This is a genomic window from Xylanibacter muris (genome assembly GCF_013166605.1).
Taxonomy (GTDB): domain Bacteria; phylum Bacteroidota; class Bacteroidia; order Bacteroidales; family Bacteroidaceae; genus Prevotella; species Prevotella muris.
In genome coordinates, this window is the sequence record NZ_JABKKF010000009.1 from 90058 (window position 1) to 116277 (window position 26220).

The 26220-nt window shown below is 44.5% G+C and carries 19 protein-coding genes; 16 read left to right on the forward strand and 3 right to left on the reverse strand.

Translation table 11 applies throughout. The features are described 5' to 3' along the window. The 4 genes from HPS56_RS09625 (at nt 1) to HPS56_RS09640 (ending at nt 8056) form a co-directional block, all read left to right on the forward strand. Nucleotides 1-2826: a C13 family peptidase gene (locus HPS56_RS09625; protein ID WP_172275938.1), complete on the forward strand. Its 2826-nt coding sequence runs from the start codon at nt 1-3 to the stop codon at nt 2824-2826. Between the two features lie 133 nt (nt 2827-2959). Next, on the forward strand, nt 2960-4519 hold the full coding sequence (locus HPS56_RS09630; protein ID WP_172275940.1) for a leucine-rich repeat domain-containing protein: 1560 nt from the start codon (nt 2960-2962) through the stop codon (nt 4517-4519). Between the two features lie 56 nt (nt 4520-4575). Next, entirely contained in the window at nt 4576-6117 is a 1542-nt protein-coding gene (locus tag HPS56_RS09635) for a leucine-rich repeat domain-containing protein (RefSeq protein WP_172275942.1), read from the forward strand. A 250-nt stretch (nt 6118-6367) separates the two neighbouring features. Further along, nucleotides 6368-8056, forward strand: coding sequence for a SulP family inorganic anion transporter (locus HPS56_RS09640; protein WP_172275944.1), 1689 nt, complete (start codon nt 6368-6370; stop codon nt 8054-8056). Nucleotides 8057-8188: 132 nt separating this feature from the next. Here HPS56_RS09640 and HPS56_RS09645 read toward each other — a convergent pair whose 3' ends face one another. Continuing rightward, entirely contained in the window at nt 8189-11140 is a 2952-nt protein-coding gene (locus tag HPS56_RS09645; RefSeq protein WP_172275946.1) for a TonB-dependent receptor, read from the reverse strand. Nucleotides 11141-11970: 830 nt separating this feature from the next. Continuing rightward, nucleotides 11971-12963 carry an ROK family protein gene (locus HPS56_RS09650; protein ID WP_172275948.1) on the reverse strand — a complete coding sequence of 331 codons (993 nt, stop codon included), beginning with the start codon at nt 12961-12963 and terminating at the stop codon, nt 11971-11973. Between the two features lie 130 nt (nt 12964-13093). Between HPS56_RS09650 and HPS56_RS09655 the strand changes: the two genes are divergently transcribed. From HPS56_RS09655 to rpe, 8 genes are all read left to right on the forward strand, one after another. Beyond that, complete coding sequence (locus HPS56_RS09655) at nt 13094-13759, forward strand: LysE family translocator (protein WP_172275950.1); 666 nt, start codon at nt 13094-13096, stop codon at nt 13757-13759. A 19-nt stretch (nt 13760-13778) separates the two neighbouring features. Then, nucleotides 13779-14321, forward strand: coding sequence for a DUF4924 family protein (locus HPS56_RS09660; RefSeq protein WP_172275952.1), 543 nt, complete (start codon nt 13779-13781; stop codon nt 14319-14321). An 88-nt stretch (nt 14322-14409) separates the two neighbouring features. Beyond that, nucleotides 14410-15264 carry a dTDP-4-dehydrorhamnose reductase gene (rfbD, locus tag HPS56_RS09665; protein ID WP_172275954.1) on the forward strand — a complete coding sequence of 285 codons (855 nt, stop codon included), beginning with the start codon at nt 14410-14412 and terminating at the stop codon, nt 15262-15264. A gap of 34 nt (nt 15265-15298) precedes the next feature. Further along, nucleotides 15299-16867 carry a peptide chain release factor 3 gene (locus tag HPS56_RS09670; protein WP_172275956.1) on the forward strand — a complete coding sequence of 523 codons (1569 nt, stop codon included), beginning with the start codon at nt 15299-15301 and terminating at the stop codon, nt 16865-16867. A gap of 17 nt (nt 16868-16884) precedes the next feature. Next, nucleotides 16885-17454: an L-threonylcarbamoyladenylate synthase gene (locus HPS56_RS09675; protein ID WP_172275958.1), complete on the forward strand. Its 570-nt coding sequence runs from the start codon at nt 16885-16887 to the stop codon at nt 17452-17454. A gap of 39 nt (nt 17455-17493) precedes the next feature. Next, the gene (locus tag HPS56_RS09680; protein WP_172275960.1) at nt 17494-19302 is read left to right on the forward strand and encodes a chloride channel protein; all 1809 of its coding nucleotides are present in this window, start codon (nt 17494-17496) and stop codon (nt 19300-19302) included. Nucleotides 19303-19322: 20 nt separating this feature from the next. Next, nucleotides 19323-20312, forward strand: a complete 990-nt coding sequence (gene fmt, locus HPS56_RS09685; RefSeq protein WP_172276117.1) for a methionyl-tRNA formyltransferase — start codon at nt 19323-19325, stop codon at nt 20310-20312. A gap of 280 nt (nt 20313-20592) precedes the next feature. Next, a complete protein-coding gene (rpe, locus tag HPS56_RS09690; RefSeq protein ID WP_172275962.1) occupies nt 20593-21240 on the forward strand; it encodes a ribulose-phosphate 3-epimerase in 648 nt (215 codons plus the stop codon). 122 nt (nt 21241-21362) lie between these two features. On the opposite strand, the gene HPS56_RS09695 is transcribed toward rpe, so the two are convergent. Next, complete coding sequence (locus tag HPS56_RS09695; protein WP_172275964.1) at nt 21363-21962, reverse strand: RNA polymerase sigma factor; 600 nt, start codon at nt 21960-21962, stop codon at nt 21363-21365. Nucleotides 21963-22304: 342 nt separating this feature from the next. On the opposite strand from HPS56_RS09695, the gene lplA reads away from it, so the two are divergent. From lplA to gcvPA, 4 genes are all read left to right on the forward strand, one after another. After that, the gene (lplA, locus tag HPS56_RS09700) at nt 22305-23285 is read left to right on the forward strand and encodes a lipoate--protein ligase (protein ID WP_172275966.1); all 981 of its coding nucleotides are present in this window, start codon (nt 22305-22307) and stop codon (nt 23283-23285) included. 35 nt (nt 23286-23320) lie between these two features. Next, nucleotides 23321-24409 carry a glycine cleavage system aminomethyltransferase GcvT gene (gene gcvT, locus HPS56_RS09705; protein ID WP_172275968.1) on the forward strand — a complete coding sequence of 363 codons (1089 nt, stop codon included), beginning with the start codon at nt 23321-23323 and terminating at the stop codon, nt 24407-24409. 62 nt (nt 24410-24471) lie between these two features. Then, the gene (gcvH, locus tag HPS56_RS09710) at nt 24472-24858 is read left to right on the forward strand and encodes a glycine cleavage system protein GcvH (RefSeq protein ID WP_172275970.1); all 387 of its coding nucleotides are present in this window, start codon (nt 24472-24474) and stop codon (nt 24856-24858) included. Nucleotides 24859-24870: 12 nt separating this feature from the next. Continuing rightward, complete coding sequence (gene gcvPA, locus HPS56_RS09715) at nt 24871-26184, forward strand: aminomethyl-transferring glycine dehydrogenase subunit GcvPA (protein ID WP_172275972.1); 1314 nt, start codon at nt 24871-24873, stop codon at nt 26182-26184. Nucleotides 26185-26220 lie beyond the last annotated feature (36 nt).

Genomic DNA, 26220 nt, shown 5'->3' on the forward strand with positions numbered 1-26220 from the left:
ATGAGAAAGATAATATATTTTATAATGTTTCTGACAGGTGTGAATGTTAATGCACAATCAGTCATAGGTGGCGGTGGTCCGGTTATAGATGTAAAGGAAATAACTGTGACGGACTCAATGGCAGTCTCCTTTGCAATGGAAAAAACCGATCGTAGGAAATGTGAATATTATATTGGAGACGCGACAATGCCAATAAAGGATGTTGGTAGTGGTGATGCATGTTGGCTTGTTTTTGTTGATGAGTGTCCGTATGCAGGCTGGGAACATCCGTGTAAGTATTTCTATATAAAAAAAAGTATAGAGTCTGGCAGAATAGAAAAATCCGTTTTTATTTTAGATTCTGTCCGTCCTCCAGGCGATGTGGATTTAAGGCGTGTCAAGGTGATGCCACGGTTTAGAACGGATAGAAAGCCTGTTGTTGGTAAGTTGCAGCCTTACACTGATATGAATGCATCGTCCGGCCATACATACGCCGTGATACTCAGCGGCGGAATGAACAGGAACGCTAATTCCGAGAGATATTGGAACGACTGTTCTTTTATATATCAGACCCTCAGGAACACCTATCATGTGCCGAAGGAAAACATCAGCGTCCTGATTTCCGACGGTACCGACCCTGCTGACGACATGACCCTTTACAGCGGAGGCACAGGCTCGTCTCCCCTCGACTTGGACGGTGACGGTGTTCCCGATACTGAATACTCGGCCACCAAGGCAAACCTTTCCGGTGTTATATCCTCATTGTCGGGCCGGCTTACCGACAGCGACCATCTTCTCGTCTTTGTCACCTCTCACGGTGGATATGACAGGAATACGGGGCGTTCATACCTTTACATGTGGAACAATGAGAAGCTTTACGACACAGAGCTTGACGCCTGTCTTGACCGTGTGGATGCGGGCTTTATCACGGTGGTGTTGGGCCAGTGCAACTCCGGTGGTTTTGTCGGTGTGCTTAAGCGTCCGAACCGCATAATCGCCGCTGCCTGCAAGGCTGACGAGCTTTCTTATGAATGTCCCGAGCTTCCTTTCAACGAGTTTATGTATCATTGGACTTGTGCCCTTAACGGCAGTGATGCCTACGGCAACGACATCACCGGTTGGAATTGCCGTAAGGGTCTTCCTATAGTGAAGGCCTGGAACTACGCCTCCTTCAATGACCATTATGCCAACAGCAACTATGTCTTTGCGCATGAGACCCCGATGCAGAACAGCTTTACCCATTCCGTGGCCAACGACCTGTCGCTTGATTCCATCCCTCCCACAGTAGACCTCTGTTTCGACTATTACGGAAAAGACAACGATATGGTGTCTGAGATGAATACAAAGACGTATGTTACTCCATCGCCATTTTTGCCTGTAAAATGGCCAAAATATTATGCAGAGCAGATTGACGAGGAAGATATGGATTTACGTCAATTCAATTTTTGGAAAAGTCCTTATATATGGATAAGGAACCAGGAGGATGGAGTGGAAAATCAGGAGACGGAACGTCCGATAATAGAAAGAAGAAAGCCTATATTTGTTTATGTAAAGGTTCGTAATAGAGGTGTTAAGTCTTATAATGGTAATGGTATGAGTGTATATACCTGTTGGGCAAAAAGTTCTATGGCAATACCTGAAGATCAATGGTTGGGAGTTGCACAAAGTTTAAAGCTTGGGTTGTTTGGTGGAACTTTTGGTCCTGTTGATATATCACAGGAAATACAAGCAGGAAATAATTCTATAATTATGGCAGAATTAACTTTAGCTAATAAGAATCTTACAGAAATGCAGAAACCAGGTGCTAATTTGTGTATATTGGCTTACTTGGATTTTTCAGAAGATTTTGGAACAATCCCCGTTGATTCCAATAATATTGCAGCCGTATGGAATACCAACAAGCTTGCTCAGAGCAATGTTATTCATTCAGAATTGGAAGCATATTATAAGGAAGCTGATACTATGCGTGTTACCGTGCCAAACATAAGAAGTACTCCTAAGAAATATAACATCCGCGTTGTGTCAAGAGACCCGAAAATGAATGCCGTGTTCTCCGAGGCAAAAGTTTCCGTGAACATGTCAAAGAATCTTGCCCTGGCATGGAGACAGGGTGGTTCAGTTTCTCAGGCCGTACAGCCCGACCGCAATATCAGCGAGAAGCTTTATATTCTCAGCGACAGCAGCCGTATAGACCGTATAGAGTTGAATCCCTATCAGGTGGAGAAAATTTCTTTGAACTGCAACTTCCTTGCCGACAAGACCATCACGGAGCGTAAGAGCTATGACATAGACCTCGCCATGTATGACAGCGAGACGGGCCAATGTCTCGGTGGTGAGACCTTCCGCGTAGTTCAGGAACCCCGTCCGGCAATAAATCCCGAAGTGGACATAGTCAATCAGGGCGGCACTGTCGTTCTTACAGCCGGCAATGTCAGCGAGGACGCCACGTACGAGTGGTACGATTCCGAAGGCCGGCTTATAGGCACTGGCGCTTCTCTTACAGTTCCTTCCGGTATGTCAGCGGAGAACTACACCGTGAAGGTGGAGGCTATGAGCGATGGAGCTATAAGTTTCTCAGAGGTAAGCGTTTCCGGCATGTCCGCAATCCGGAGCGTTGATGCCAATAACAATCGCGACGAGGTGGTTGTGACCTTTGACCGTCCGGTAGCGTCCCGGTCATCCTTGCGTCTTGCCTATTCCTCAGGCAACACTCCCGTATCTGAATACACTCTTGACTGTGGCGCTGAAAGCTACGTCATCCCTGCCACGGGGATGCGTCCCGGTGTATATCAGGTGTCTCTGATAGAGAACGGCAAGCTTGCCGGCTCGTATAAATTTGTAAAATAATCAACTATTCAGTTTCCTGGCGGTGGGGGCATAGACCCTTATCGGTCAGGAAACATCTCTCTCTTCAAATCCCTTTGCAAGTATAGGGATGCGCTGTTATAACGATATTTTTAAATTTTAAAAACTGTGACTTATGAAAAAGACAATAATTACCTCGTTGGCATTGCTCACCTCTGTGTTTTCCGTGGGGCAGAATATAAAAGTCATTTCTGAATTGTATTCTTGGGATGGCTATAATTTAGAGAAGGCTCTTGGCAATGAATGGGCGGAAATAGACTCTCTTGTTGTTTTAACTTGCAGTCGGGGAATGATAAATGAAAGTGATTTTCCCTTTATCCGTAAATGTTGTGAGGAGGGCCGTCTCAGCGGAATAGACTTTCGTAGAATTAAGATGGAAAACATTCCCTCTTCTGCATTCTCTCCGTCAGTATCCTCAGACGGTGTCAGACGGGAAAGTAAACTAAAATATATAACTTTACCGGCCGGTCTGAGAGGTATAGGCGAGTCGGCTTTTCTTGGAACAAATTTGATAACTGTAGACATTCCCCGTACTGTTGAGTCTATTGGTTCCCGTGCCTTTGGTGAGTGCCCGAATCTGCGTTCTGTCATCTTGCGCGGGAATACTCCCATGAAAGGTGTGGCTCCCGATGCCTTTTCAGGAATAGCTCCCGATGCCGTCCTGACTGTTGATACGGAATCTGCTGAGCATTACCGTTCTTCCGATACATGGAAAGTGTTTAAATCCATATATGCAGATGATGATATCTTCAGGACGCTTTCCGTTCACTTTGACGGCAGTCTCACAGCGAAGGAAATTCTTGGCAAGGATTCTGCAAATGTCGATTCTCTGATTGTCACAGGTGTTCCTACTGCGTCAGATTTGCTTTATATGATGTGTTTGCCTGTTTTTAGCAACGGGCGGCTTTACGGTTTGAATCTCTATGACTGTGACATTGAAAAAATCTCAGATGATGTAGATTTCTTTGGTTACAAAAACAGAATAAATTATCTGAATCTGCCCAAAAAGTTGAAAAAAATCAATGATAGTTTTTTGGGTAACACATATATCAGATGGTGCTCCATTCCCAATACAATAGAGGAAATAGGTATTGCAGCCTTTAATGAATGTAGAAATCTGAACATGGATTTGATCATCCCTGAAGGCGTAAAGATTGTCGGTTTTACGGCATTCTATAATTGTTATAATTTGAAATCAATATATCTTCCGTCAACCCTGTCGAAGTTGGGAGAATGGTCGTTCTATATGCCAAGTGCCGGGAGATTTCCAGACAAGGTGTTGGATGTATATATGAACAGAATGACTCCACCTGAATATATATACTTGGATGGTTATACTCAGGAGGATATTTTGGGTATGGGTGGGGCATTCAATATATGGTGGGATAATGCTTGTCATAACGTTCGTCTTTTCGTTCCCGTCGGTGCAAAGAAGAACTATGAGAATAATAAAAATTGGGAAGTCTTGAGTGAGATAATCGAGACCCCGGAGCTTACCGGTGGTCCGAACGGAATAGACGGCACGGTTGTATCTTCTGACGCAGACAGCGACATTACCGAGGTATATACCGTTTCGGGGCGTCTGGTATGGCGTGGCACGGGCGAGCCTCAGCTCTCCAAAGGCCTTTATATAATGAAGACAGGCGGAAAGGCAGAGAAGCGCGTTGTCAGGTAACGCCCCTGTAACTGTTTATAATCAACACATAATTTTAATATATAAGAAATCCGCCTATGAAACGTTTATTTATTATTTCATCCATTCTTCTCGCCCCTTTGCTGAGCTTTGGGGCGGAGAAGGTCATCAAGACCGTCACGGGCTTGTCTTCTTCCGGGCTTACCCTTTCCGAGGCTGTCGGCTCGGACTGTTATGAAATGGACTCCCTTGTTGTGTCCGATCCCGAATATCGTCTTACGGCAGCGGACATGATGTTTATGCGCGACTGCAGCGAGCGCTGGCGTCTACGTGGCATAGACCTCTCCGGCATACGTGCCGAGGACGATTGCATTCCCGCATACGCTTTTGCCAATTCAAAGGTGAACTTTCCCGGTCTCCAGTCTGTTGCGTCAGCAGAGCCCGGTTATCCTAAGATTCACTACATGAGGCTTCCCTCGGGGCTTCGCGAGATAGGTGAGCATGCCTTCACCGCGGGTGATATCCGTGCTGTAGACATACCACGTACCGTGTTGAGGCTTGGCAATGGAGCTTTCGCGGGCTGCGTTAACCTCAAGAGCGTTACCTTGCGGGGTAAGGACCCGTTGCGGGTACTTAACGATGATGTGTTTTCATTTGTCCATCCGGAAGCGGTTCTTCGTGTCACCCCCGGTACAGGCCATGTGTATTCCTCCCATCCTGAGTGGGGCACGTTTGCCTCGATAGTCGAGGATGCCGGAGTGTTCGTGACGAGGAGTGTCTCTTTGACTTCCGGTTTGCCGTTGGAAAGTCTTCTTGGAGACTTGGCCGGTGAGACAGACTCTCTGATACTCTCAGGTCTCACGACCTCTTCCGACCTTGCCTGGCTCCGCGACCTTTCAGTCACGGGTCATACCCGTCTCAGCGGTCTGAACCTTACCGCCTGCACGTTGGAGAGCCTCGTATCCGGATCTTTTGAGAACTCCAACCTTCTTTACTGCACCCTTCCCGTTATGCTCCGTGAAATCGGTGACCGCAGTTTCCGCAACACTCTTCTTGAGAGCGTGTCTTTCAATCCTCTTGTGCGTAGCATCGGCTCCTGTGCCTTTGAGGACTGTGTTTTCCTGCGCGGTGACATTGTCGTTCCCGAGGGCTGTGTAAGTATCGGTGATGGCTGTTTCGGTGGCTGTGTGTCTACCGTATCAGTGATGCTTCCTTCCACAGTCGAGACTGTCGGTGACGGTGCGCTCCGTCTTCCTGCAGATGCCGTCGGTGTCCGCGATGTTTATGTGAACAGGCGTGTACCTCCTTCCACTCCCGGTGTGACGGGGCCTGCGGTATCCGGTTCAGGTGACATGCCAGCCTCCGCCCGTCGTCTTTATGTTCCTATGGGGGCAGGTCCTGCTTATCTTGCCGCTCCCTATTGGCGTGACTTCGGTTCTGTGATAGAGACAGCTCTTCTCAGCGGTGGGCCGGACGGTATAGACGGCACGGTGGTATCTTCGTGCACGGACAGCGGCATGGCCGAGGTATACACCGTTTCCGGTCGTCTTGTATGGCGTGGCACCAGCAGTCCCCGGTTGGAGAAAGGCCTTTATATAATAAAGAAAGGTGGAGGGGCCGAGAAGCATATAGTCAGATAGTCTTTCCATTCTAAAAAACGTCCCCCTGTTTTGGATACAAAGATGCGTCTAAGCAGGGGGATGATGTTTTATTATTATTCCGAAGCGGTGTGTTGGTTGAAAACACTGTTTGAAATATAAGATTTATTAACATGGATTTTGTCGATTGATAAATATTGACTAACTTTGCAGCCCTTAAAAAGATTTGACATCATTGTATTTAGTTCAGGACATATAATTATTAATAGGTATAAAAATAGATTTTTTAGTAATGAAAACTTTTGTATTCAGGCCTAAGTTGGTTGATACTTTAAGGGATTATAACCGTAAAACATTTATGGCCGACATGATGGCCGGTATCATTGTCGGTATTGTAGCTCTTCCATTGGCCATTGCCTTTGGTATTGCTTCAGGCGTTACACCGGAGAAGGGAATCATAACGGCTATTGTTGCAGGACTTGTTGTTTCGGTATTTGGCGGGAGCAAGGTTCAGATAGGCGGTCCTACCGGTGCGTTCATTATTATCATTTACGGTATAATACAGCAGTATGGCATAGAAGGTCTGACAATAGCGACCCTTATGGCCGGTGGTTTTCTCGTGCTTTTTGGCGTGTTGCGTCTCGGAACGATAATCAAGTATATTCCTTATCCCATAATAGTAGGGTTCACGAGTGGAATAGCCGTTACGATTTTCACTACGCAGATAAAAGACCTTTTCGGCTTGACGATAGCCGATGTGCCTTCGGATTTTATTGAAAAGTGGGGAGTTTATTTCCGTCATTTCGATACGATCGACCCGTGGAGCTCACTTATAGGAGTGGTGAGTGTTGTTATAATAGCCGTCACCCCGCGTTTCAGTAAGAAGATACCCGGTTCGCTCATAGCTATAATCTTTATGACAGTTGCAGGCTTATTGCTGAAAAACTTTGCAGGTGTATTTACTGTAGAGACAATCGGCGACCGTTTTGCAATAAGCAATGAATTACCTGAGGCGCAGCTTCCCCAAATGACATGGGATACGATAAAGAGCCTTGTTTCTCCGGCTATCACCATTGCCGTTCTTGGTGCCATCGAGTCTCTTCTTTCCGCTACTGTTGCCGATGGTGTCATCGGTGACCACCATGATTCCAACACCGAGCTTATAGCACAGGGACTGGCCAATCTTGCCACTCCGCTTTTCGGAGGTATTCCCGCGACGGGTGCCATAGCACGTACGATGACGAATATAAATAACGGAGGAAAGAGCCCTGTCGCCGGTATTGTGCATGCAGGTGTCCTGTTGCTTATATTTCTTTTTCTGATGCCTTTGGCACAATATATCCCTATGGCCTGTCTTGCCGGTGTGCTTGTGGTGGTGTCATACGGAATGTGCGGATGGCGTTCGTTCAAGGCTCTTATGAGAAATCCAAAGAGTGATGTTACGGTATTGCTTATTACATTTTTCCTGACGATAGTGTTTGACCTTACCGTGGCCATTGAGGTTGGCCTTATTATCGCATGTCTGCTTTTCATGAAGCGTATGTCTGAGACAACGGATGTGAAGGTGGTGCTTGACGAGATCGACCCTAATGAGGAGACAGACATAAAGGTCGGTAATCTTGAGCATCTGACAATTCCGGAGGGTGTTGAGGTCTATGAAATAAACGGCCCGTATTTCTTCGGGGCAGGAAATAAGTTTGAAGAAATGATGGCTGCCTTTGGTGACCGTCCCAAAGTGCGTATTATCCGTATGCGTAAGGTGCCTTTTGTTGATTCCACAGGTATTCATAACCTTACAAACCTTTGTATGATGAGTAAAAAGGAAGGAATACACATTGTTTTGTCCGGAGTTAATCCAAAGGTTCACAATACTCTTGAGAAGGCCGGTTTCGAGGATATGATAGGCAGGGAAAATATATGCAGCCATATCAATACGGCACTTTCAAAGGCAAAGGAAATTGTCGAGGCAGGGAAACGGTGATAAGGACATATTACGAATAAATGGCCATGGGGCGCATCGCAATTGTTGCGGTGCGCCCCATGGCCATTTATTCCAGTCGGTCTACCTGAGAATATAAGATAAACATGTCCTCCTTCCGGATGATTGCTGCATTTAGAACATCGGTGGTCTGAAGCCTCCGCCTCTGTTTCCACTTCTGGTTCTGTTACGCGGTCCGTCACCAGGACCGCCGAAACCGCCCGGCCCTTCACGCATTTCGCGTCGTGCGTCCTTTGAGCCGAACAGGTTTATTTTGTAAATGACGTGCAGCATGGCAAAACTTGTGATTGCGTTGTATTCAACATCGTAACGATTCATTGCGCTTATTGTACGGCTGAAGTTGCTCTGTTGTTTGAGGATATCGTAGAATTGAAGGCTCACTGTGAGGTTCTTCCTCATGAGACTCTGGCTTATCTGTGCGTTCCAGATAAGTTCATTGGTGTTCAGTGAAGCATCGTTGTATCCTCTTCTGCTGCTCATGTTGAGGTCTGTTGCAATGGTTGTCCCCCACGGAAGAGCAATATTTGTGTTGCATCCGTATGAGAATTGCCATGTGTCGAGGTTAGACCTGCTTACCAGTTTGTTTGTGGCATGATTATAACGCAGGTATCCTGTCAGTTCGAATTCAAGCCATGAATTGCGTATTCCGGCTGCGATACGTTCAGACAGACTCATGTCTTTTGTCACGTTTTTCTGCGAGTCGGAATTTCTGTCGAGGCTGAGATATCCTACATTGTTCCTGTAACTCATTTCTGAGAACGTGTTTATGTAGAACAACCCTGTGGTGTCTATGGAGGTGTTGTACATGAAAGCTCCGCGTGCATCCCAATTGCCGTTTATGTTTTCCGGCTGTGTTGTCCTTCCACCTGTCGTCTCATCGTATGTCACTTTGTTTGATATTGAATTTCTTGTGGTATTGAATCCCATATTGAACATGATGGACTGCTGACGTTTTTGTATATAGTTGTTGTAGAACATGTTGAAAGAATTGGTGAACGCAGGTTTCAGTCCGGGGTTTCCTTTGGTGATGTTCAGAGGGTCGCTGTTGTCTGTGATGTCAAGCAGGTCTGTCATGCTTGGCTGGCTTGAGTGGCCGCGGTAATATACCCTGAGCTGGCTTACCTTCGATATTTTCCATCTGAAGTCTGCATTAGGGGTGATGTCGACAACGTTTCGTGTGGTGTCGGCATTGTTTCCCTGGTAGCGTTGTATGAAATGAGTCTGCTGCGGCATTACGGTAACTCCCAAATTCAGGTTGTATGCTTTCCGGATTATACGGAGTGTGAGGTTGATGTCGTGTGTATAGGTGTTGTATTCCGAGTAGCGGCTGAGACTGTCGTCAATGTATGTGTCAAACGGATTTTCAAGACGTGACAGCCAACTGCTGAAGTCGCGGTAAGACGGTGTCAGCCCTTCAAAGAAGTTTTCTCCAAGATTACTGAAATCGTATGTTGACCTGTCGCTCTTTGAGTGCTTGTACTGAAAGTCGTATGATAACTGCAGGAAAGTCCCTTTCATTATAGGCTCACTATAGCTTAGCCTTGCACTATAGTTGTAGTTTCTTTGCGGTGCGAGGTTATACCGGTTTGTCTGGTAAGTGGAGTCCTGTCCCAATATGTTTTGTATCTGGAAGAGATGGACGTTGTTTGTCTGCAGGCTCTTGCTGTTGCTTTCCGTATAGTTTCCTCTTACACGCAGGGTAATGTTTCTGCCGTATGAGTTCAGTTTACGGTTTATCTGTAATGATCCTCCGAATCTTTTAGAGTCGCTGTATGTGATGGATTTGTTCACTCTATGGTTTACCATCAGTGAGTCTTCTGCCAGTTTTGCAATGGCTTCCGCATCAAGCGGATTTGTCACATAGAGATATGGATCATCGTTGTATGTTGCCGACTGATTGTTGCTTACACCGTCGCTTTTAGCATAGCTGAATTCAGGACGGAACATTATGTTTGTCATAGTATCCGGCATCCATTCCAGTCTCATCTGGCCGTTCCATGAATTGCCGCGGCTAAGATTCTTGTTTATGTTGTTTGAGAAAGAACCGGTTGTACTTACGAAGTTTTCCGCTGAGCTTTTGCTGTAGGCATCGCCATCGCTATGATTCCATCTTATGCTTCCGCTTATTTTTAGTTTGTCTTTTTCCTCATAGTTGACATTCACACCAGCCATCTTACTTGCGTTGAGTCCGCTGCGGCCTCTTCCTCCGCCAAACCTTCCTCCGCTTCCGAATCCCATGTCGTTGATGTTGTTGGCATTTCCCATGGCCATGATTTTAAGTGTGCTGTTGAAGCGTGCCGCCATGGCCTTTGCGGCATATCGGTCGTTTGTTCCGGCAGCCAGGTCGATATTGGAAAACAGTCCCTTGTTCATACCCCTTTTCACTCCGAAATCAAGAACAGTCTGTTCATCACCGTCATCTATTCCCGAGACGCGTGCCATATCGCTTTTCTCATCGTATGCCTTTACTTTCTCTATTATTGATGTCGGAAGGTTTTTCATTGCTGTTTTTGTGTCGCCGGTCATAAACTCCTTACCGTCGATAAGTATTTTTTTCACTTCCTTTCCGTTGATGGTTATTTTGCCGTCGTCGTCTACCTGTGCTCCCGGCAGTCTTTTTACGAGTTCTTCCACGGCCGAGCCTTCCGGTGTACGGTATGCTCCTGCATTGTATACGAATGTGTCTTCCTTGAGTGTCACTTTTGCCACGTTTGCCGTGATGGTGGCTCCTTTAAGCATGAAGGCATCGGGAGATACAGATACAGTTCCAAGAGAAATGTTCTTGTTGCTGTTGACCGTTATGTTTTGGGTGTGGCTTTTGTATCCCACATTAGTAATTTTAAGGATATACTTTCCGTTTGACGGAACGTTAATCGAGAAGCTGCCGTTTTGTGATGTCAGCACTCCTTTTACCAATGTGCTATCGGTTTTTAACAGTTTGACGGTGGCCATGGCCAATGCCTCTTTTGTGTCGCTCTCGATGACCTTTCCCGTTATAACTCTTTGTGCTATTGCCGGTAGTGTTGTTGCAATGACTGTGATCAACAGTAGTATAATCTTTTTCATCTTTGAATTATAATATTTTGTTTTTTTGGAGGTTCAACGGTTCTATGACGTAGAATGGAATAAATGGTTTAATAGACAATGTAATAACAGAAATATTTTCCCGCTTTCTTTGAAATGTGTTTATATATTAGGATGTATGTAAAATTCTCTTTCAATGAATGGCCTATTCACGCTCAATGAACAGCCTATTCATCAAGCAAGAATAGGCTGTTCTTGTCACGAGAACAGCCCTTCTATTTTCAGTATATATTCTGGTTGTTGTAACCGTCTGTGCTATAGATGATTACAAAACTAATGGGAACGGGTGAAATCAGAATATAAAAAGACTAAGAATTTTTATTACATATACAAATGGAGCATCTCATATCTTCCACATTGTATGGACATCGCAAAGCGATGTGTCAGGCGTGTATAATGAATCGGGATATTTGGTTGTTCTCCGCCTGAACATGCCAAAGGCATATCCATACTTTGCGGGATGAATGCAATAAAATGTGCATGTGTGCATGAATATTGAATATAAAAAAGCACTGCTGACAGGGGCTGCGGATTTTCTACAGATCCTGTATTGTCCCATATCCGCCAATCCTCATGTTTTTATAGTGGCCTGAATGTGTTTTTTAGCTTAATATTGAACTTTTTTGTTATAAATGCTTTCATATATAAAGGATAAACAAGGAAAACATAAAGAATTAACAAAAAAGTTTTTGTATTTTGCTATAAATACTTTATATTTGTGGCAGATAAGCTTACATCCTCAATTGAGTATGCCCTTATCTGTTAATAATTTATTTATGAGGTTGGTGCGTCCTGCACCAACCTCTTTTATTTTATTTGGATTCTCTGTTGATATCCCAACCGATAGCACTGGCCCCCAATACTGCGGCAGATGCCCCGTCAAGGCCGCTGACAAGGAATTGGGCCTTGCCTTTGAATACGTTCATGACATGGCTTTCGTATGCTTTCCTTATAGGTTCCATTATCAAATCGCCTGCTTTTGTAAGTCCCCCGAAGAAGATGAAAGCCTCCGGACTCAGGAAGGTTGCGAAATCAGCACAGGCTTCTCCGAGCATTTTTCCTGTTGCCTCGAATATTCTTAAAGCCAGTTCGTCTCCTTTTCCGACAGCAACGCTTACATCGAGCGATGTGATGTTTTCCGGATTAAGTTCACGCAGTAATGACGGTTCGTTGCTTGACGACAGGATTTCACGTGCTGTGCGTGCCACGCCTGTTGCAGAGCAATATGCCTCAAGACATCCTGTGCGTCCGCATCCGCATGTCCGGCCGTTTTCACGTACCATTGTTACATGACCGAGTTCCCCGGCAAAACCGTCGGAGCCGTATACAAGCTGGCCGTTGACAACTATTCCTGAACCGACACCTGTACCAAGGGTGATCATTATGAAGTTTTTCATTCCACGTGCCACCCCGTATGCCATTTCCCCGATGGCAGCGGCATTGGCATCGTTGGTGATTGCCACCGGGATATTGTTTAGGCGTTTGCTGAACATGTCCGCTAACGGAACAATGCTTTTGCCCCATTTTATGTTGGGGGCATGTTCTATTGTACCTTTGTAATAATTGGCATTCGGTGCACCGATACCCATGGCCTTTATATTGTCTATTCCGCCAACCTGGTCGATGATAATCTGGAGAGCCTCTACGGCGGCGTTTACATAATCATCGGCATTTTCATATCCCTGTGTCTTTATTGCCGTCGTAGCCTTAATATCGCCACGGCTGTCTACAATTCCGAAAACGGAATTGGTTCCTCCTAAGTCTAAACCTATTACGTATGGCTTTATGGTTGTCTGAGTGTTCATTTTTTAATAAGTTGTTAAATTTCACAGTTGTCGTAACATTGCACAAAGTTAGGAAAAAACCATGGCCGCACAAATATTTAAAGAGAAAAACTTGTATATTTCGCATAAATTTAGCAATTTTGCATCCGTTATGTCGTTTCCATTACATATAGATATATTGAATTTCATCTTCAAGGGGATTCTCATAGGCCTGATAGCGTCTGCTCCGATGGGACCTGTTGGTGTGCTTTGTGTGCAGCGAACTCTGAACAAAGGCCGTTGGTATGGTTTTATTACGGGTATAGGAGCGGCGGTGAGCGATATCATATATGCGGCGATAACCGGTCTCGGAATGAGCCTTGTGATGGATTTTGTAAATAATTCTCAAAATCGTTTCTATCTTCAGATTGTCGGAAGCATTCTCCTGTTGGCTTTTGGACTGTTTACATATCGTACGGATCCTACAAAAAACATGCGTAAATCCGGTAATAATAAGGGCACTTTGTTTCATAATGGAGTGACGGCTTTTCTCGTGACAGTTTCCAATCCGCTTATCATACTGTTGTTTATGGCCCTTTTCGCACAGTTTGCTTTTGTGCTTCCGAATCATCCTTTTGAGATGTGCGTGGGATTTATGAGTATTGTCGGTGGGGCGTTGCTGTGGTGGTTCGGACTGACGTGGCTTGTAGATAAGGTGCGTGGCATATTTGATGCAACAGGCATAAAGCTGATAAACCAGGTTATTGGTTCCATTGTGGTTATCTGTTCGATAATAATGCTTTTCGGCACATTTGCAAATCTCTACAGATTCTTCTAAATTATTACAATAAATTCAAATGTACATAGCTCAGCATTTACGGGAAACGAATATTGCAGAATATCTGCTTTATATGTGGCAGATTGAAGATACGGTCAGGGCTTTCGGATGTTCAATATCACGGATAACACGTGAGTATATCTCACGTTTTGAATATACAGATGAGCAGAAAGACGAAGAAGCCGACTGGTTTGGAAATCTTATCATGATGATGAATAGGGAAGGTTGTCGTGACAAAGGACACCTTCAGATTAACAAGGTTGTCATGATGCAGCTCGAGGAACTTCACACGCAACTGTTGCAGAGTTCGAAGTTTCCTTTTTATAGTTCCGAATATTATAAGGTATTGCCGTTTATCGTAGAGTTACGGAATAAAGGGGCAAATAAAGATGAAAGTGAGATTGAGACATGTTTCAATTCGCTTTACGGAGTGATGATGCTCAGATTGCGTCAGAAGGATATAAGTCCGGATACTGCCCATGCCGTTAAGGAAATTACCACACTCGTCGGAATGCTTAATGATTACTATCTTAAAGACAGGCAGGAGCCGCTGGAGTTTTGATACGATGCTTTTTCTCATTGATATATAAGTTAAGGCAATCAAAATAAGATAATGATAATAACAAATTGATTACAATATAAAGGCAAGGATGAATATTCTTATAACCGGATGCAACGGGCAGTTGGGTAATGAAATCCAACTGTTGGAAAGGGATTGGCCACGGCATAAATTCTTTAATACAGATGCCGCAGATTTAGACATTACAGACAAGCAGGCTGTTGATGACTATATTGTCGGAAACAGAATCGACGGTGTCGTGAACTGTGCCGCATTTACAGCTGTCGACAAAGCGGAAACAGAGAAAGAACTGTGCGCTTCCATCAACACTTTTGCTCCGGCCGGTCTGGCTGAGGCAATGGAAAGATGCGGAGGTTGGATTATTCACATATCTACAGACTATGTGTTTGACGGACATGCTCATGTGCCTTATACAGAAAATGACATTCCGTCGCCGGACAGTGTGTATGGAAGTACAAAATTGGCAGGTGAGATTGAGGTAAGCAGGAAATGCAGCAGAAGTATGATAATAAGGACTGCATGGCTTTATAGTGCATTTGGAAATAATTTTGTTAAGACTATGCTGCGCCTCGGAAAGGAGAGAAATGAAATGGGCGTGGTGTTTGACCAGATAGGCACGCCTACTTATGCCCGTGATCTGGCTGTTGCCATCATGACTGCAATAGATAAAGGAATTGTTCCCGGAATATATCATTTTTCGAATGAAGGAGCAATAAGCTGGTATGATTTTACAAAGGCCATACACCGTATAGCCGGCATTACTTCATGCAACGTGAGACCTATACATACATCGGAATATCCCACATCGGCAAACCGTCCGGCATACAGCGTGCTTGACAAGACAAAGATAAAACGGACATACGGACTGACGATACCGTATTGGGAAGAGGCACTGTGCCATTGTATGGAAAGATTGAAGGACTGAAATAGTGTAATAGTGGTTTATACTGAAAATAATTATGAATAACGAAATAAAAAGAAGACGTACGTTTGCTATTATCTCTCATCCCGATGCCGGTAAGACAACGCTTACCGAAAAGTTTCTGCTCTTCGGAGGACAGATACAGGTGGCGGGAGCAGTGAAGAGCAATAAGATTAAGAAGACAGCCACGTCTGACTGGATGGAAATAGAGAAGCAGCGTGGAATCTCTGTATCCACATCTGTTATGGAGTTTGATTATGAGGGTTATAAGGTGAATATTCTTGATACGCCCGGTCATCAGGATTTTGCCGAGGATACTTTCAGAACCCTTACTGCCGTTGACTCAGCCATCATTGTGGTAGACAGTGCAAAAGGTGTCGAGACACAGACAAGGAAGCTGATGAACGTGTGCCGTATGAGAAACACGCCCGTAATTATATTTATCAACAAGATGGACCGTGAGGGACGTGATCCTTTTGATCTTCTTGATGAATTGGAGCAGGAACTTGAGATAAAGGTTCGGCCGCTCAGCTGGCCCATAAATCAGGGACAGAAGTTTAAGGGCGTATATAATATATATGAGAACAAACTGAACCTTTTCACTCCCGACAAGCAAAGGGTGACAGAGAAGATAGAGGTAGACATAGACAGTGATGAACTTGACGGCAAGGTTGGCGAGTCCGACGCATCTAAATTACGTGAGGATCTTGAACTTGTCGACGGTGTCTATCCCGGATTCAAGGTGGAAGACTATCGTTCGGCGGAGGTTGCACCGGTTTTCTTCGGTTCGGCACTTAATAATTTCGGAGTACAAGAGTTGCTTGACTGTTTTGTGGAGATAGCCCCAAGTCCGAAACCGACAAAGGCAGAAGAGAGAACGGTTGAGCCGGAAGAGGCGAAATTCAGCGGATTTATCTTTAAAATCACTGCCAATATAGATCCAAACCACCGTTCGTGTATTGCATTCTGTAAGGTATGCAGCGGAAAGTTTGTAAGAAATCAGCCATATCTGCATGTGCGTTTGGATAAAACCGTGAGGTTTTCATCTCCGACACAGTTTATGGCGCAGCGTAAGAGTACGATAGACGAGGCTTATCCAGGAGATATTGTCGGATTGCCGGATAACGGAATATTCAAGATTGGCGACACACTTACGGAAGGCGAGAAGATTCATTTCCGAGGATTGCCGAGTTTCTCTCCGGAAATGTTTAAATACATAGAGAATGCCGACCCGATGAAGTCAAAACAGCTGCAGAAGGGTATAGACCAGTTGATGGACGAGGGTGTGGCTCAGTTGTTTGTGAACCAGTTCAACGGACGCAAGATAATAGGAACGGTGGGCCAACTGCAGTTTGAAGTCATTCAGTATCGTCTTGAGAACGAATACAATGCAAAATGCCGCTGGGAACCGGTACATCTTTATAAGGCGTGCTGGATAGAAAGTGACAATCAGGCTGAGCTTGAGAATTTCAAAAAGCGCAAGTATCAGTATATGGCAAAGGATAAGGACGGACGTGATGTGTTCCTTGCCGACAGTGGTTATGTACTGAGCATGGCGCAGGAGGATTTCAAGGATATAAGATTCCATTTTACAAGTGAGTTTTAACAGATAGTCATTATTCGATGAAAAGAGAAGACGATATTAAAAAAGCCGTAGACATCCTGCGTAAGGGCGGTGTGATCCTTTACCCTACTGACACGGTATGGGGAATAGGATGTGACGCAACGAATCCCGAAGCCGTAAAAAGAGTCTATGAAATAAAACAGCGTGATGACTCCAAGGCATTGATATGTCTTGTTGACAGCGAAGCACGTCTGCAGAGATATGTGAGAAATGTGCCCGGTGTAGCATGGCAGCTTTTCGAGTGTGCGGACAAGCCGACAACGGTAATACTTGACGGAGCGGTGAATCTTGCAGAGAATCTTATAGCTGCCGACGGCAGCGTGGCGTTACGCATAACAAAAGAAGAGTTTTCCAAAGAGCTTTGTTACCGTTTTCAGAAAGCGGTGGTCTCAACATCGGTGAATATATCCGGTCAGCCTGCTGCACAGAACTTCTGCGATATTCCGCAGGAGATTCTGGATAAGGTGGATTATGTATGCTGGTCACGCAGGCAGGAGCATAAGCCTCACACTCCATCGAGCATAATAAGGCTTGGTATGGGCGGAGAAGTGGAGATTATAAGAAAATAATAATACAAACGTTGGGGGATATTTATTCTCATTAATGATATGGGCGGCAGAGCAGAAAACAATAAACGACTTGTATGGTTTGAAAACTTCCTATGCTGGAGAGAGGAGCATATCAGCCAAAGGATGTTTATAATAATCCTGGCTTTATTTGTAGGCTTCTTCTGTGCTGTTGCTGCATTCACGCTTCACACTATAATCAATCAGATAGGACTGTTGCTGACGAGTTCCTTTGACAAACAGACGGCAAACTGGCTTTATCTGGTTTATCCGGTTATAGGCATCTATCTTACGTCATTGTTCGTGAGGTATATTGTCAAGGACAATATCAGTCACGGTATTACTCGTATTCTTTATGCCATAAGCAGCAAGCAGAGCAGGCTGCGTGGGCACAATTGTTGGAGTTCGGTCATAGCTTCGGCCATAACAATCGGATTTGGAGGCTCGGTAGGGGCGGAGGCTCCGATAGTGCTTACCGGTTCATCTATAGGCTCGAATCTTGGCAAGTTGTTCCGAATGGATAACAAGACCTTGATGTTGCTTGTAGGGTGTGGAGCGGCCGGGGCGATTGCCGGAATATTCAAGGCTCCTATTGCCGGACTTGTATTTACACTTGAGGTGCTGATGATAGACCTTACAATGGCATCGCTGCTTCCCATTCTTATATCATGTGTCACGGCTACATGCTTTACCTATATATTCAGCGGTTCTACGTCTTTGTTTACTTTTCAGCTTGACAGCGACTGGATAGTACAGCGTGTGCCTGCAAGTGTTCTGCTTGGAGTGTCTTGCGGACTGGTGAGCCTGTATTTTATACGGACGATGTCTTTCTGCGAGAATATTTTCGCAAGGTTTAAGGACAGGCCGTATGTAAAGCTTGTTTTAGGAGGTGCGGTGTTGAGCTTGCTGATATTTCTTTTCCCTTCTTTGTACGGAGAGGGGTATCATTCGATAAATCTTCTGCTAAACGGCGAGACACAGGCGGATTGGAACAAGATATTACAGAACTCTTTATTTGCAGGCAATGGGGATATGCTTATTCTGTATCTCTTGCTTGTCTTGTTGACGAAGGTTGTTGCAACGTCTGCCACAAACGGGGGAGGAGGATGCGGAGGAACGTTTGCTCCAAGTTTGTTTATAGGATGTTTTTGCGGATTCCTGTTCGCGCGTATATGGAATATTTATGGATTGGGAGTTGTTCTTCCTGAAAAGAATTTTGCGTTGTTGGGTATGGCAGGTGTAATGTCCGGTGTGATGCATGCGCCGCTTACCGGTATATTCCTTATTGCAGAGATTACCGGTGGCTATAATTTGTTTCTGCCGCTTATGATAGTGAGTGTGTGCTCTTATCTTACAATTATAATATTTGAGCCCCATAGTATATATGGTATGCGTCTTGCAAAACAGGGCAGGCTGATAACGCATCACACCGATAACGCTATCCTTACACTGATGAGTCTTGACAGTGTCATTGAGCGTAACTATACCCCGGTGGAGCCAGACATGTATTTGGGAGGAATCGTAAGGAAGATAAGCAGGAGCAGAAATAGTTTTCTGCCTGTGCTTGATGCTGCCGGAAACTTATTGGGAGAGATAGATTTGAGAAAGATTCGTCACGTTGTTTTCCGTATAGAGCTGTATCATCATTTTAAGGCGCATCAGCTTATGGTGCCTCCGGCTGCAACATTGCATGATGATTTACCTATGACAGAGGTGATGAAAGCGTTTGACGATACGCATGCGGACTGGTTGCCTGTATTGGACAGCGAGCATCATCTTAAAGGTTATATATCGCGCCAACGTATGTACGGAATGTATCGTAAGATGGTTGCTGACATGAGTCAGGAATAGTATTTATAATATGTATCATGATGAAAAAAGAGGATTTGAGAATTGTATATATGGGGACACCGGAGTTTGCCGTGGAAACGTTGCAGGCTCTTTTGGATAACGGATATAATATTGTGGCTGTTGTCACTCAGCCGGACAAACCTGTGGGACGGCATGGCAGCGTGCTTCAGCCGTCTGCCGTCAAGCAGCTGGCAGTGTCAAAAGGAATACCTGTACTTCAACCGGAAAAAATGAAAGATCCTGAATTTGTTCAGGCTTTGAGGGGATATAATGCAAATCTTCAAATTGTGGTTGCATTCAGAATGCTGCCGGAAGTGGTGTGGGATATGCCTGAATACGGAACTTTCAACGTGCATGCTGCGTTGTTGCCGCAATATCGCGGAGCTGCCCCGATAAACTGGGCTGTGATAAACGGTGAGACAAGAACAGGTGTCACGACGTTCTTTCTTGACAAAGATATCGATACGGGAAAGGTGATTATGCAGTTGCCTTTTGATATTTTAGAGACATATAATGTTGAGGATGTGTATGATGGACTTATGCATCTTGGTGCGGAGATATGTATAAAGACACTTGATAAGATAATTGAGGCTGACGGCCATCCGGAAGCGATTCCTCAATGCCGGCTTATGACTTCAGGTGAGGCGTTGCTTCCTGCCCCGAAGATTTTCAAGGAAACATGCCGTATTGACTGGACGAAATCAGAGAAGCAGATTTATGATTTCATACGTGGTCTCAGTCCGTACCCCGGTGCATGGACAACATTGGTATCTCCGCAGGGGAAGGAAACTGTGTTGAAGATATTCAGGGCAGAGCGAAAGGGAATGGAACACGGGAAATGTTGTTTTGGTAATACCGGCAGATTAATAAAAGGTAAATGCCTGGAAGTGACGATTGCCGATGGAAGTACACTTATCCTGCATGATGTCCAGCTGGCCGGAAAGAAAAGAATGACTGCATCCGACTTCATGAACGGTATACGTGATATTGAAGATTACAGAGTAATATAGGCATAGGCTGATAAAGCGGCCGTTGGTATGTCGGAGCAGGAAGAAATAAAGTTTTCTCCTGAATAATTATTTATTATTTATATAATAAAATCAGGTTCATTGCGTTTCATAGATATATTAAATATAAAATGCAGTAGCCTATGAAACATTTTACTTATGAGAGTTTAAATCCAAGTGAGAAGACACTTGAGATAATAAAGCAAATAGCCCATTCATGTCGTTCTGTGAAACTGAAGGATGGTAGCAGGATTATGTTTTGTGTGAATTAATAGTATAAAAGATGACTTTGGTATCACCTTCTCTGTTGGCGGCAGACTTCATGCATCTTGACAGAGACATAGAAATGATAAATCAAAGTGAAGCCGACTGGCTTCATTTGGATGTTATGGATGGTGTTTTTGTGCCTAATATCTCTTTTGGCTTTCCTGTATTGGAAGCGGTAGGGAAGTGCTGTAAAAAGCCTTTGGACGTACATTTGATGATTGTGCATCCTGAACGTTTCATACGTGAGACAGCCAAGGTCGGTGCAATGATGATGAATGTGCATTATGAGGCATGTACACATCTGAACCGTACTTTGCATGAAATTCATGAAGAGGGAATGAAAGCCGGTGTCACTCTTAATCCTTCGACTCCGGTATCTTTGCTTGAGGATGTCATAGAGGATGTTGATATGGTTTTGCTAATGAGTGTCAATCCCGGTTTCGGTGGGCAGAAGTTTATTGAAAACACCATTTCTAAGATAACCCGGTTGAAACGTATGATTTCGGAGTCAGGCTCAAAGGCTTTGATTCAGGTTGATGGTGGAGTTCAGAATGAAACCGCACCGCGTCTTGTTGAGGCAGGGGCGGATGTGCTTGTGAGCGGCAGCTATATCTTTAACAGTGAAGACCCCAAGCGTATTATTCATGATTTGCGTATGCTGTGATTTCTATAAAGCGTATGTTTTATATGTACAGAACGGCCTTATGGGGATAAAGACTATTATGATTTAACAGTTGAAATGCAAACAACGAAATAAAAGTCCTTGTTTGCATTTCAACTGTTGTTTTATTTGTCTATTCTGAGTGTGATGTCATGTTGCTTTGCCATTCTTCTTAAATTCAGTATTGCATAGCGCATCCTTCCTAATGAGGTGTTTATACTCACACCGGTTATTTCTGCTATTTCCTTGAATGACATATCTTGGTAAAATCTCATATACACCACTTCACGCTGGGATGCAGGAAGGGCGTCCATCATACGTTTCACATCATGCAGAACCTGTTGGTTTATGATTTCTGTTTCTCGGTTTATATCCGCTATTTGGTCGCCTTTTATGTTTGAAAGGTTATTGTCTTCAGGAAGGTCAACCGTATGTTCATTGTTCTGCTGACGATACCAGTCCATGATTATATTATGAGCTATACGTATAGCCCAAAAAGAAAACTTTCCGGAATTGGTGTACTTGCCTTCTTGTAGTTTTGTGATAATTTTCACAAAAGTATCCTGAAACAAATCATTGGCCGTCTCCTCATTCCTTACCACAAACATTATATATGTGAAAAGTTTGGATTGATTGCGTGCTAATAATTCATCAAACGCTCTATTGTTTCCTCCTACGTATAATAAGGCCAACTCTTCATCGGTCATACGTGCGAAATTCTCCATACTTAATCAAGATTTATATTAAGTAAATTTTCGTCTATAGGCAAGCGGTTTTATTAAATTATTACTTTATTATTGCATAACTGTATGCAAAAGTATGAAAAAAAAGTCATATTCCAAAGCTTTTATAAGAATAAAGTTATGAAGTGTACGTAAAAGTTGGACATAACAGTCGTGATATCTGTTTTCCATGAACATAAAAGCCGTTTGTTTTCGCGTAGTGTTATGCAAAACTGTTAATAAGCTTAAATGTAATTCTTTTGTTCTTGTCTTTTTTGCTTTTTACATAAATTATTGATATTTTTGCATCATAAACATCAACTCTCAAAATATGGAGAAACGGAGATGATATACATATCGTTGCCGGAGGGTAAGACGAGAAGACTATCCTTTTATCTGGCTATGGAGGAATATGTAGCCCGTCATGTTGAGGAGCGCGATTGCTTTTTCATGTGGCAGGTGGAACCGACTGTCATATTCGGACGGAATCAGCTTATTGAGAATGAAGTTAACCTTGAATTCTGTAAAACACATAATATACAGACCTATAGGCGGAAGAGCGGGGGAGGTTGTGTGTATGCTGATATGAACAACATAATGTTTTCATACATCACCGATGACGAGTCGGTGAATTTCACGTTCAACAAATACATTAATCTTGTGGTGATGGTGCTCAGGCGTATGGGTATCGATGCACGGGCAAACGGTCGAAATGATGTTATGGTTGGCGACCGTAAGGTGTCCGGCAACGCGTTTTACCGTATGCCCGGTCGGAGTATTGTGCATGGCACAATGCTTTACGACACAGATATGGATAATATGGTAGGCTCGATAACCCCTTCGGATGAGAAACTGCTCAGTAAGGGAATATCGAGCGTGCGGCAGCGTATCGCATTGGTTAAGGATTATACGGATATGACGATAGAGGAGTTTAAGACGTTTGTAAGGAAAAGTCTATGCGATTCAGAATACATGCTCACCGAAAGCGATATTAAAGGTATTGAAGAGATTGAGCGTGAATATCTTTCTCATGAATTCATATATGGAAACAACCCCAAATATACATTGATAAGGAAAGGACATATAGATAATGTGGGAAACATAGAGCTGCGCATGGAATTGAAGAACAACGTCATAAAATCGCTAACAATGCTTGGCGACTATTTTATTGTAGGTGAGGTGGACACACGCATTGTCCGGCCGCTGAAAGGCGTACGTCTTGACAGGAGGCATCTTACAGAGGTCCTTCCAGACAGACTTGATGACGTTGTTCTTAATCTGCGGCGCGATGATCTTATAGACATAATGCTCGGCTATAAGGAATAAGAAACTAAAAATACACAATTAAATAACAATAGCTTATGGAAAACAAACGAACCTGTCTTTATGACAAACACGTGGAACTGAAGGCACTGATAAGTCCTTTTGGAGGATTCGACATGCCGATACAATATTCAACGATAGTAGACGAGCACCGGGCAGTGCGTAATGCCTGTGGAGTGTTTGACGTGTCGCATATGGGTGAGGTGACCGTAAGGGGGAAGGATGCCGAACGGTATGTCAATCATATTTTCACCAATGATGTGCGTGGGATGGAGAATGGAAAGGTGCTGTATGGTATGATGCTGTATGAAGACGGCGGGACCGTTGACGACCTGCTTGTATATAAGATGGGAGAGAATGATTTCTTTCTCGTAATCAATGCTTCAAACATAGAAAAGGACTGGGAATGGATACAGAAGAATGCCGACGGATTTGACGTGGAACTGTGTAACCGTTCAGACTATTATGGCCAGATTGCCGTTCAGGGTCCGGACTCGGAGAACATTGTTGAGCAGGTGCTCGGCTTGCCATGCTCAGAACTTACTTTCTATACGGCAAAAGCACTTGCCTGTGAAGAGGGGATGATAATAAGCCGTACGGGATATACAGGTGAGGATGGTTTTGAGATATATGCAAGTCACGGTATGATACGTGTGCTTTGGGACAAGCTTATGGCTGACGGTCGCTGCAAGCCGTGCGGACTTGGATGTCGTGACACTTTGCGTTTCGAAGTGGGACTTCCGCTTTACGGTGATGAGTTGTCTGAGGATATTTCTCCTGTCATGGCCGGACTCGCAATGTTCTGCAAGCTGGATAAGCCGGAATTTATCGGGCGTGATGCGCTTGCCGCACAAAAGGCAGACGGTGTGAGCCGCAAGCTTGTGGGAATAGAATTGGCAGACAAGGCCATTCCGCGTCACGGATATGAGGTGTTGAAGGATGGTGTGGTAATAGGAGAGGTGACAACAGGTTATCATACGATATCAACGGACAAGAGCGTATGTATGGCTCTGATAGATTCCGCATACGCCAAGCTTGACACAGAGGTGGAAATAAAGATAAGAAAAAAGGTCTTCCCCGGTAAGGTGGTCAGGAAAAGGTTCTATGACAAGCATTATAAAAAATAGAAAGCGTCTGCCAAAGACAGCGTTATATATAAGATAATAATAAAGATTTTAAAACAAATATTATGGCAAAGGTTATTGAAGGACTCTATTATGCAGAGTCACATGAGTTTGTAAGAGTTGAAGGTGATTACGGTTATATAGGTATCACGGACTATGCGCAAAACGCGCTTGGCAATGTTGTGTATGTCGATATGCCCGAGGTTGATGATGATGTTACGGCCGGTGAGGATTTCGGTGCAGTGGAGAGTGTGAAGGCGGCGAGCGACCTTATCTCTCCTGTAAGCGGAACGGTAGTGGAAGTAAATGAAGCTCTTGAGGATACTCCTGAACTTATAAATCAGGATGCATTTGAAAACTGGATAATAAAAGTGGAGCTTTCAGATAAGTCAGAACTTGACTCACTCATGGATGCAAAAGCATACGGTGAAATGTGCGACAACGAACACTAACCGGATACAATTATGTCTTATAAGTATTTTCCACATACTGAAGCCGAGGTAGACGAAATGTTGGGAAGGATTGGCGTAAAGTCGCTTGAGGAACTTTATGCAGAAGTGCCCGACAGTATACGTTTCAGGGGTGAATATGATTTGCCCGAGGCTATGAGTGAGATGGAGGTGCGCCGCCTCTTCAGGGAGCTTGGAAAGGAAAACAAACAGCTGACATGTTTCGCAGGCGCGGGAGTTTATGATCATTATACTCCTGCCGTTGTGCCTGGCATAATAAGCCGTTCTGAATACCTTACGTCATATACACCGTATCAGGCGGAAATCTCACAGGGAACTCTTCATTATATCTTTGAGTATCAGTCGATGATGGCTGAACTGACAGGTATGGATGTGTCGAACGCGTCTATGTATGACGGCACTACGGCCACAGCCGAGGCATGTATCATGGCCGTGGCGTCAGGCAAAAAGGCGGGCAAGGTGCTTGTGTCGGAAACTGTAGACCCTAAGACGGTAAGGGTGATAAAAACATATTCAAAGTTCCACGGTATAGATATAGAGATGATTGCTGCTGTGGATGGTGCTACAGACAAGGCCGATTTTGAGCGCAAGGCTGCTCAGGGAGGTGTTGCCGGAGTCGTAGTGCAACAGCCGAACTATTATGGCGTGGTGGAGGATTATTCCGGATATGCCGATACGGCTCATGCCAACAAAGCCCTTCTTATAATGAACAGTGTGGCAGCCGATCTCGCGGTGTTGAAGACACCGGGTGAATGGGGGGCCGACATTGCCGTAGGTGACGGTCAGAGCCTTGGCATACCGATGTCGTTCGGAGGTCCTTATATAGGATATATGTGCTGTCGCGAGAAACTCATAAGAAAGATGCCCGGGCGTATTGTCGGAATGACAAAGGACAGTCGTGGGCAGCGTGCGTTTGTGCTGACGTTGCAGGCACGTGAACAGCATATCAGAAGACAGAAAGCCACGTCAAACATTTGCTCAAATGAAAGCCTTATGGCCTTGTTCGTTACGGTATACATGTCGCTGATGGGTAAGGCCGGTTTACGTGAGGCGGCAGAACTTTCTTATGCCGGAGCACACTATATGGCGGAACGTCTTGTGGCTACAGGCCGGTTTGTCATGGCTTACGACCGTCCGTTCTTCAATGAGTTCTGTGTGCGTTACGACGGTGATGTGGATGCCTTGCAGAAGAAGTTTATTGACAATGGGTTCTTCGGTGGTATAAAGGTGGACGGCAATACGATAATGTTTGCTGTCACGGAAAAACGCACCAAAGAAGAGATAGACAGTCTGATAGCTCTTGTATGAGGCAGACGAATCATTTATCATAAAATCTTTTTCATA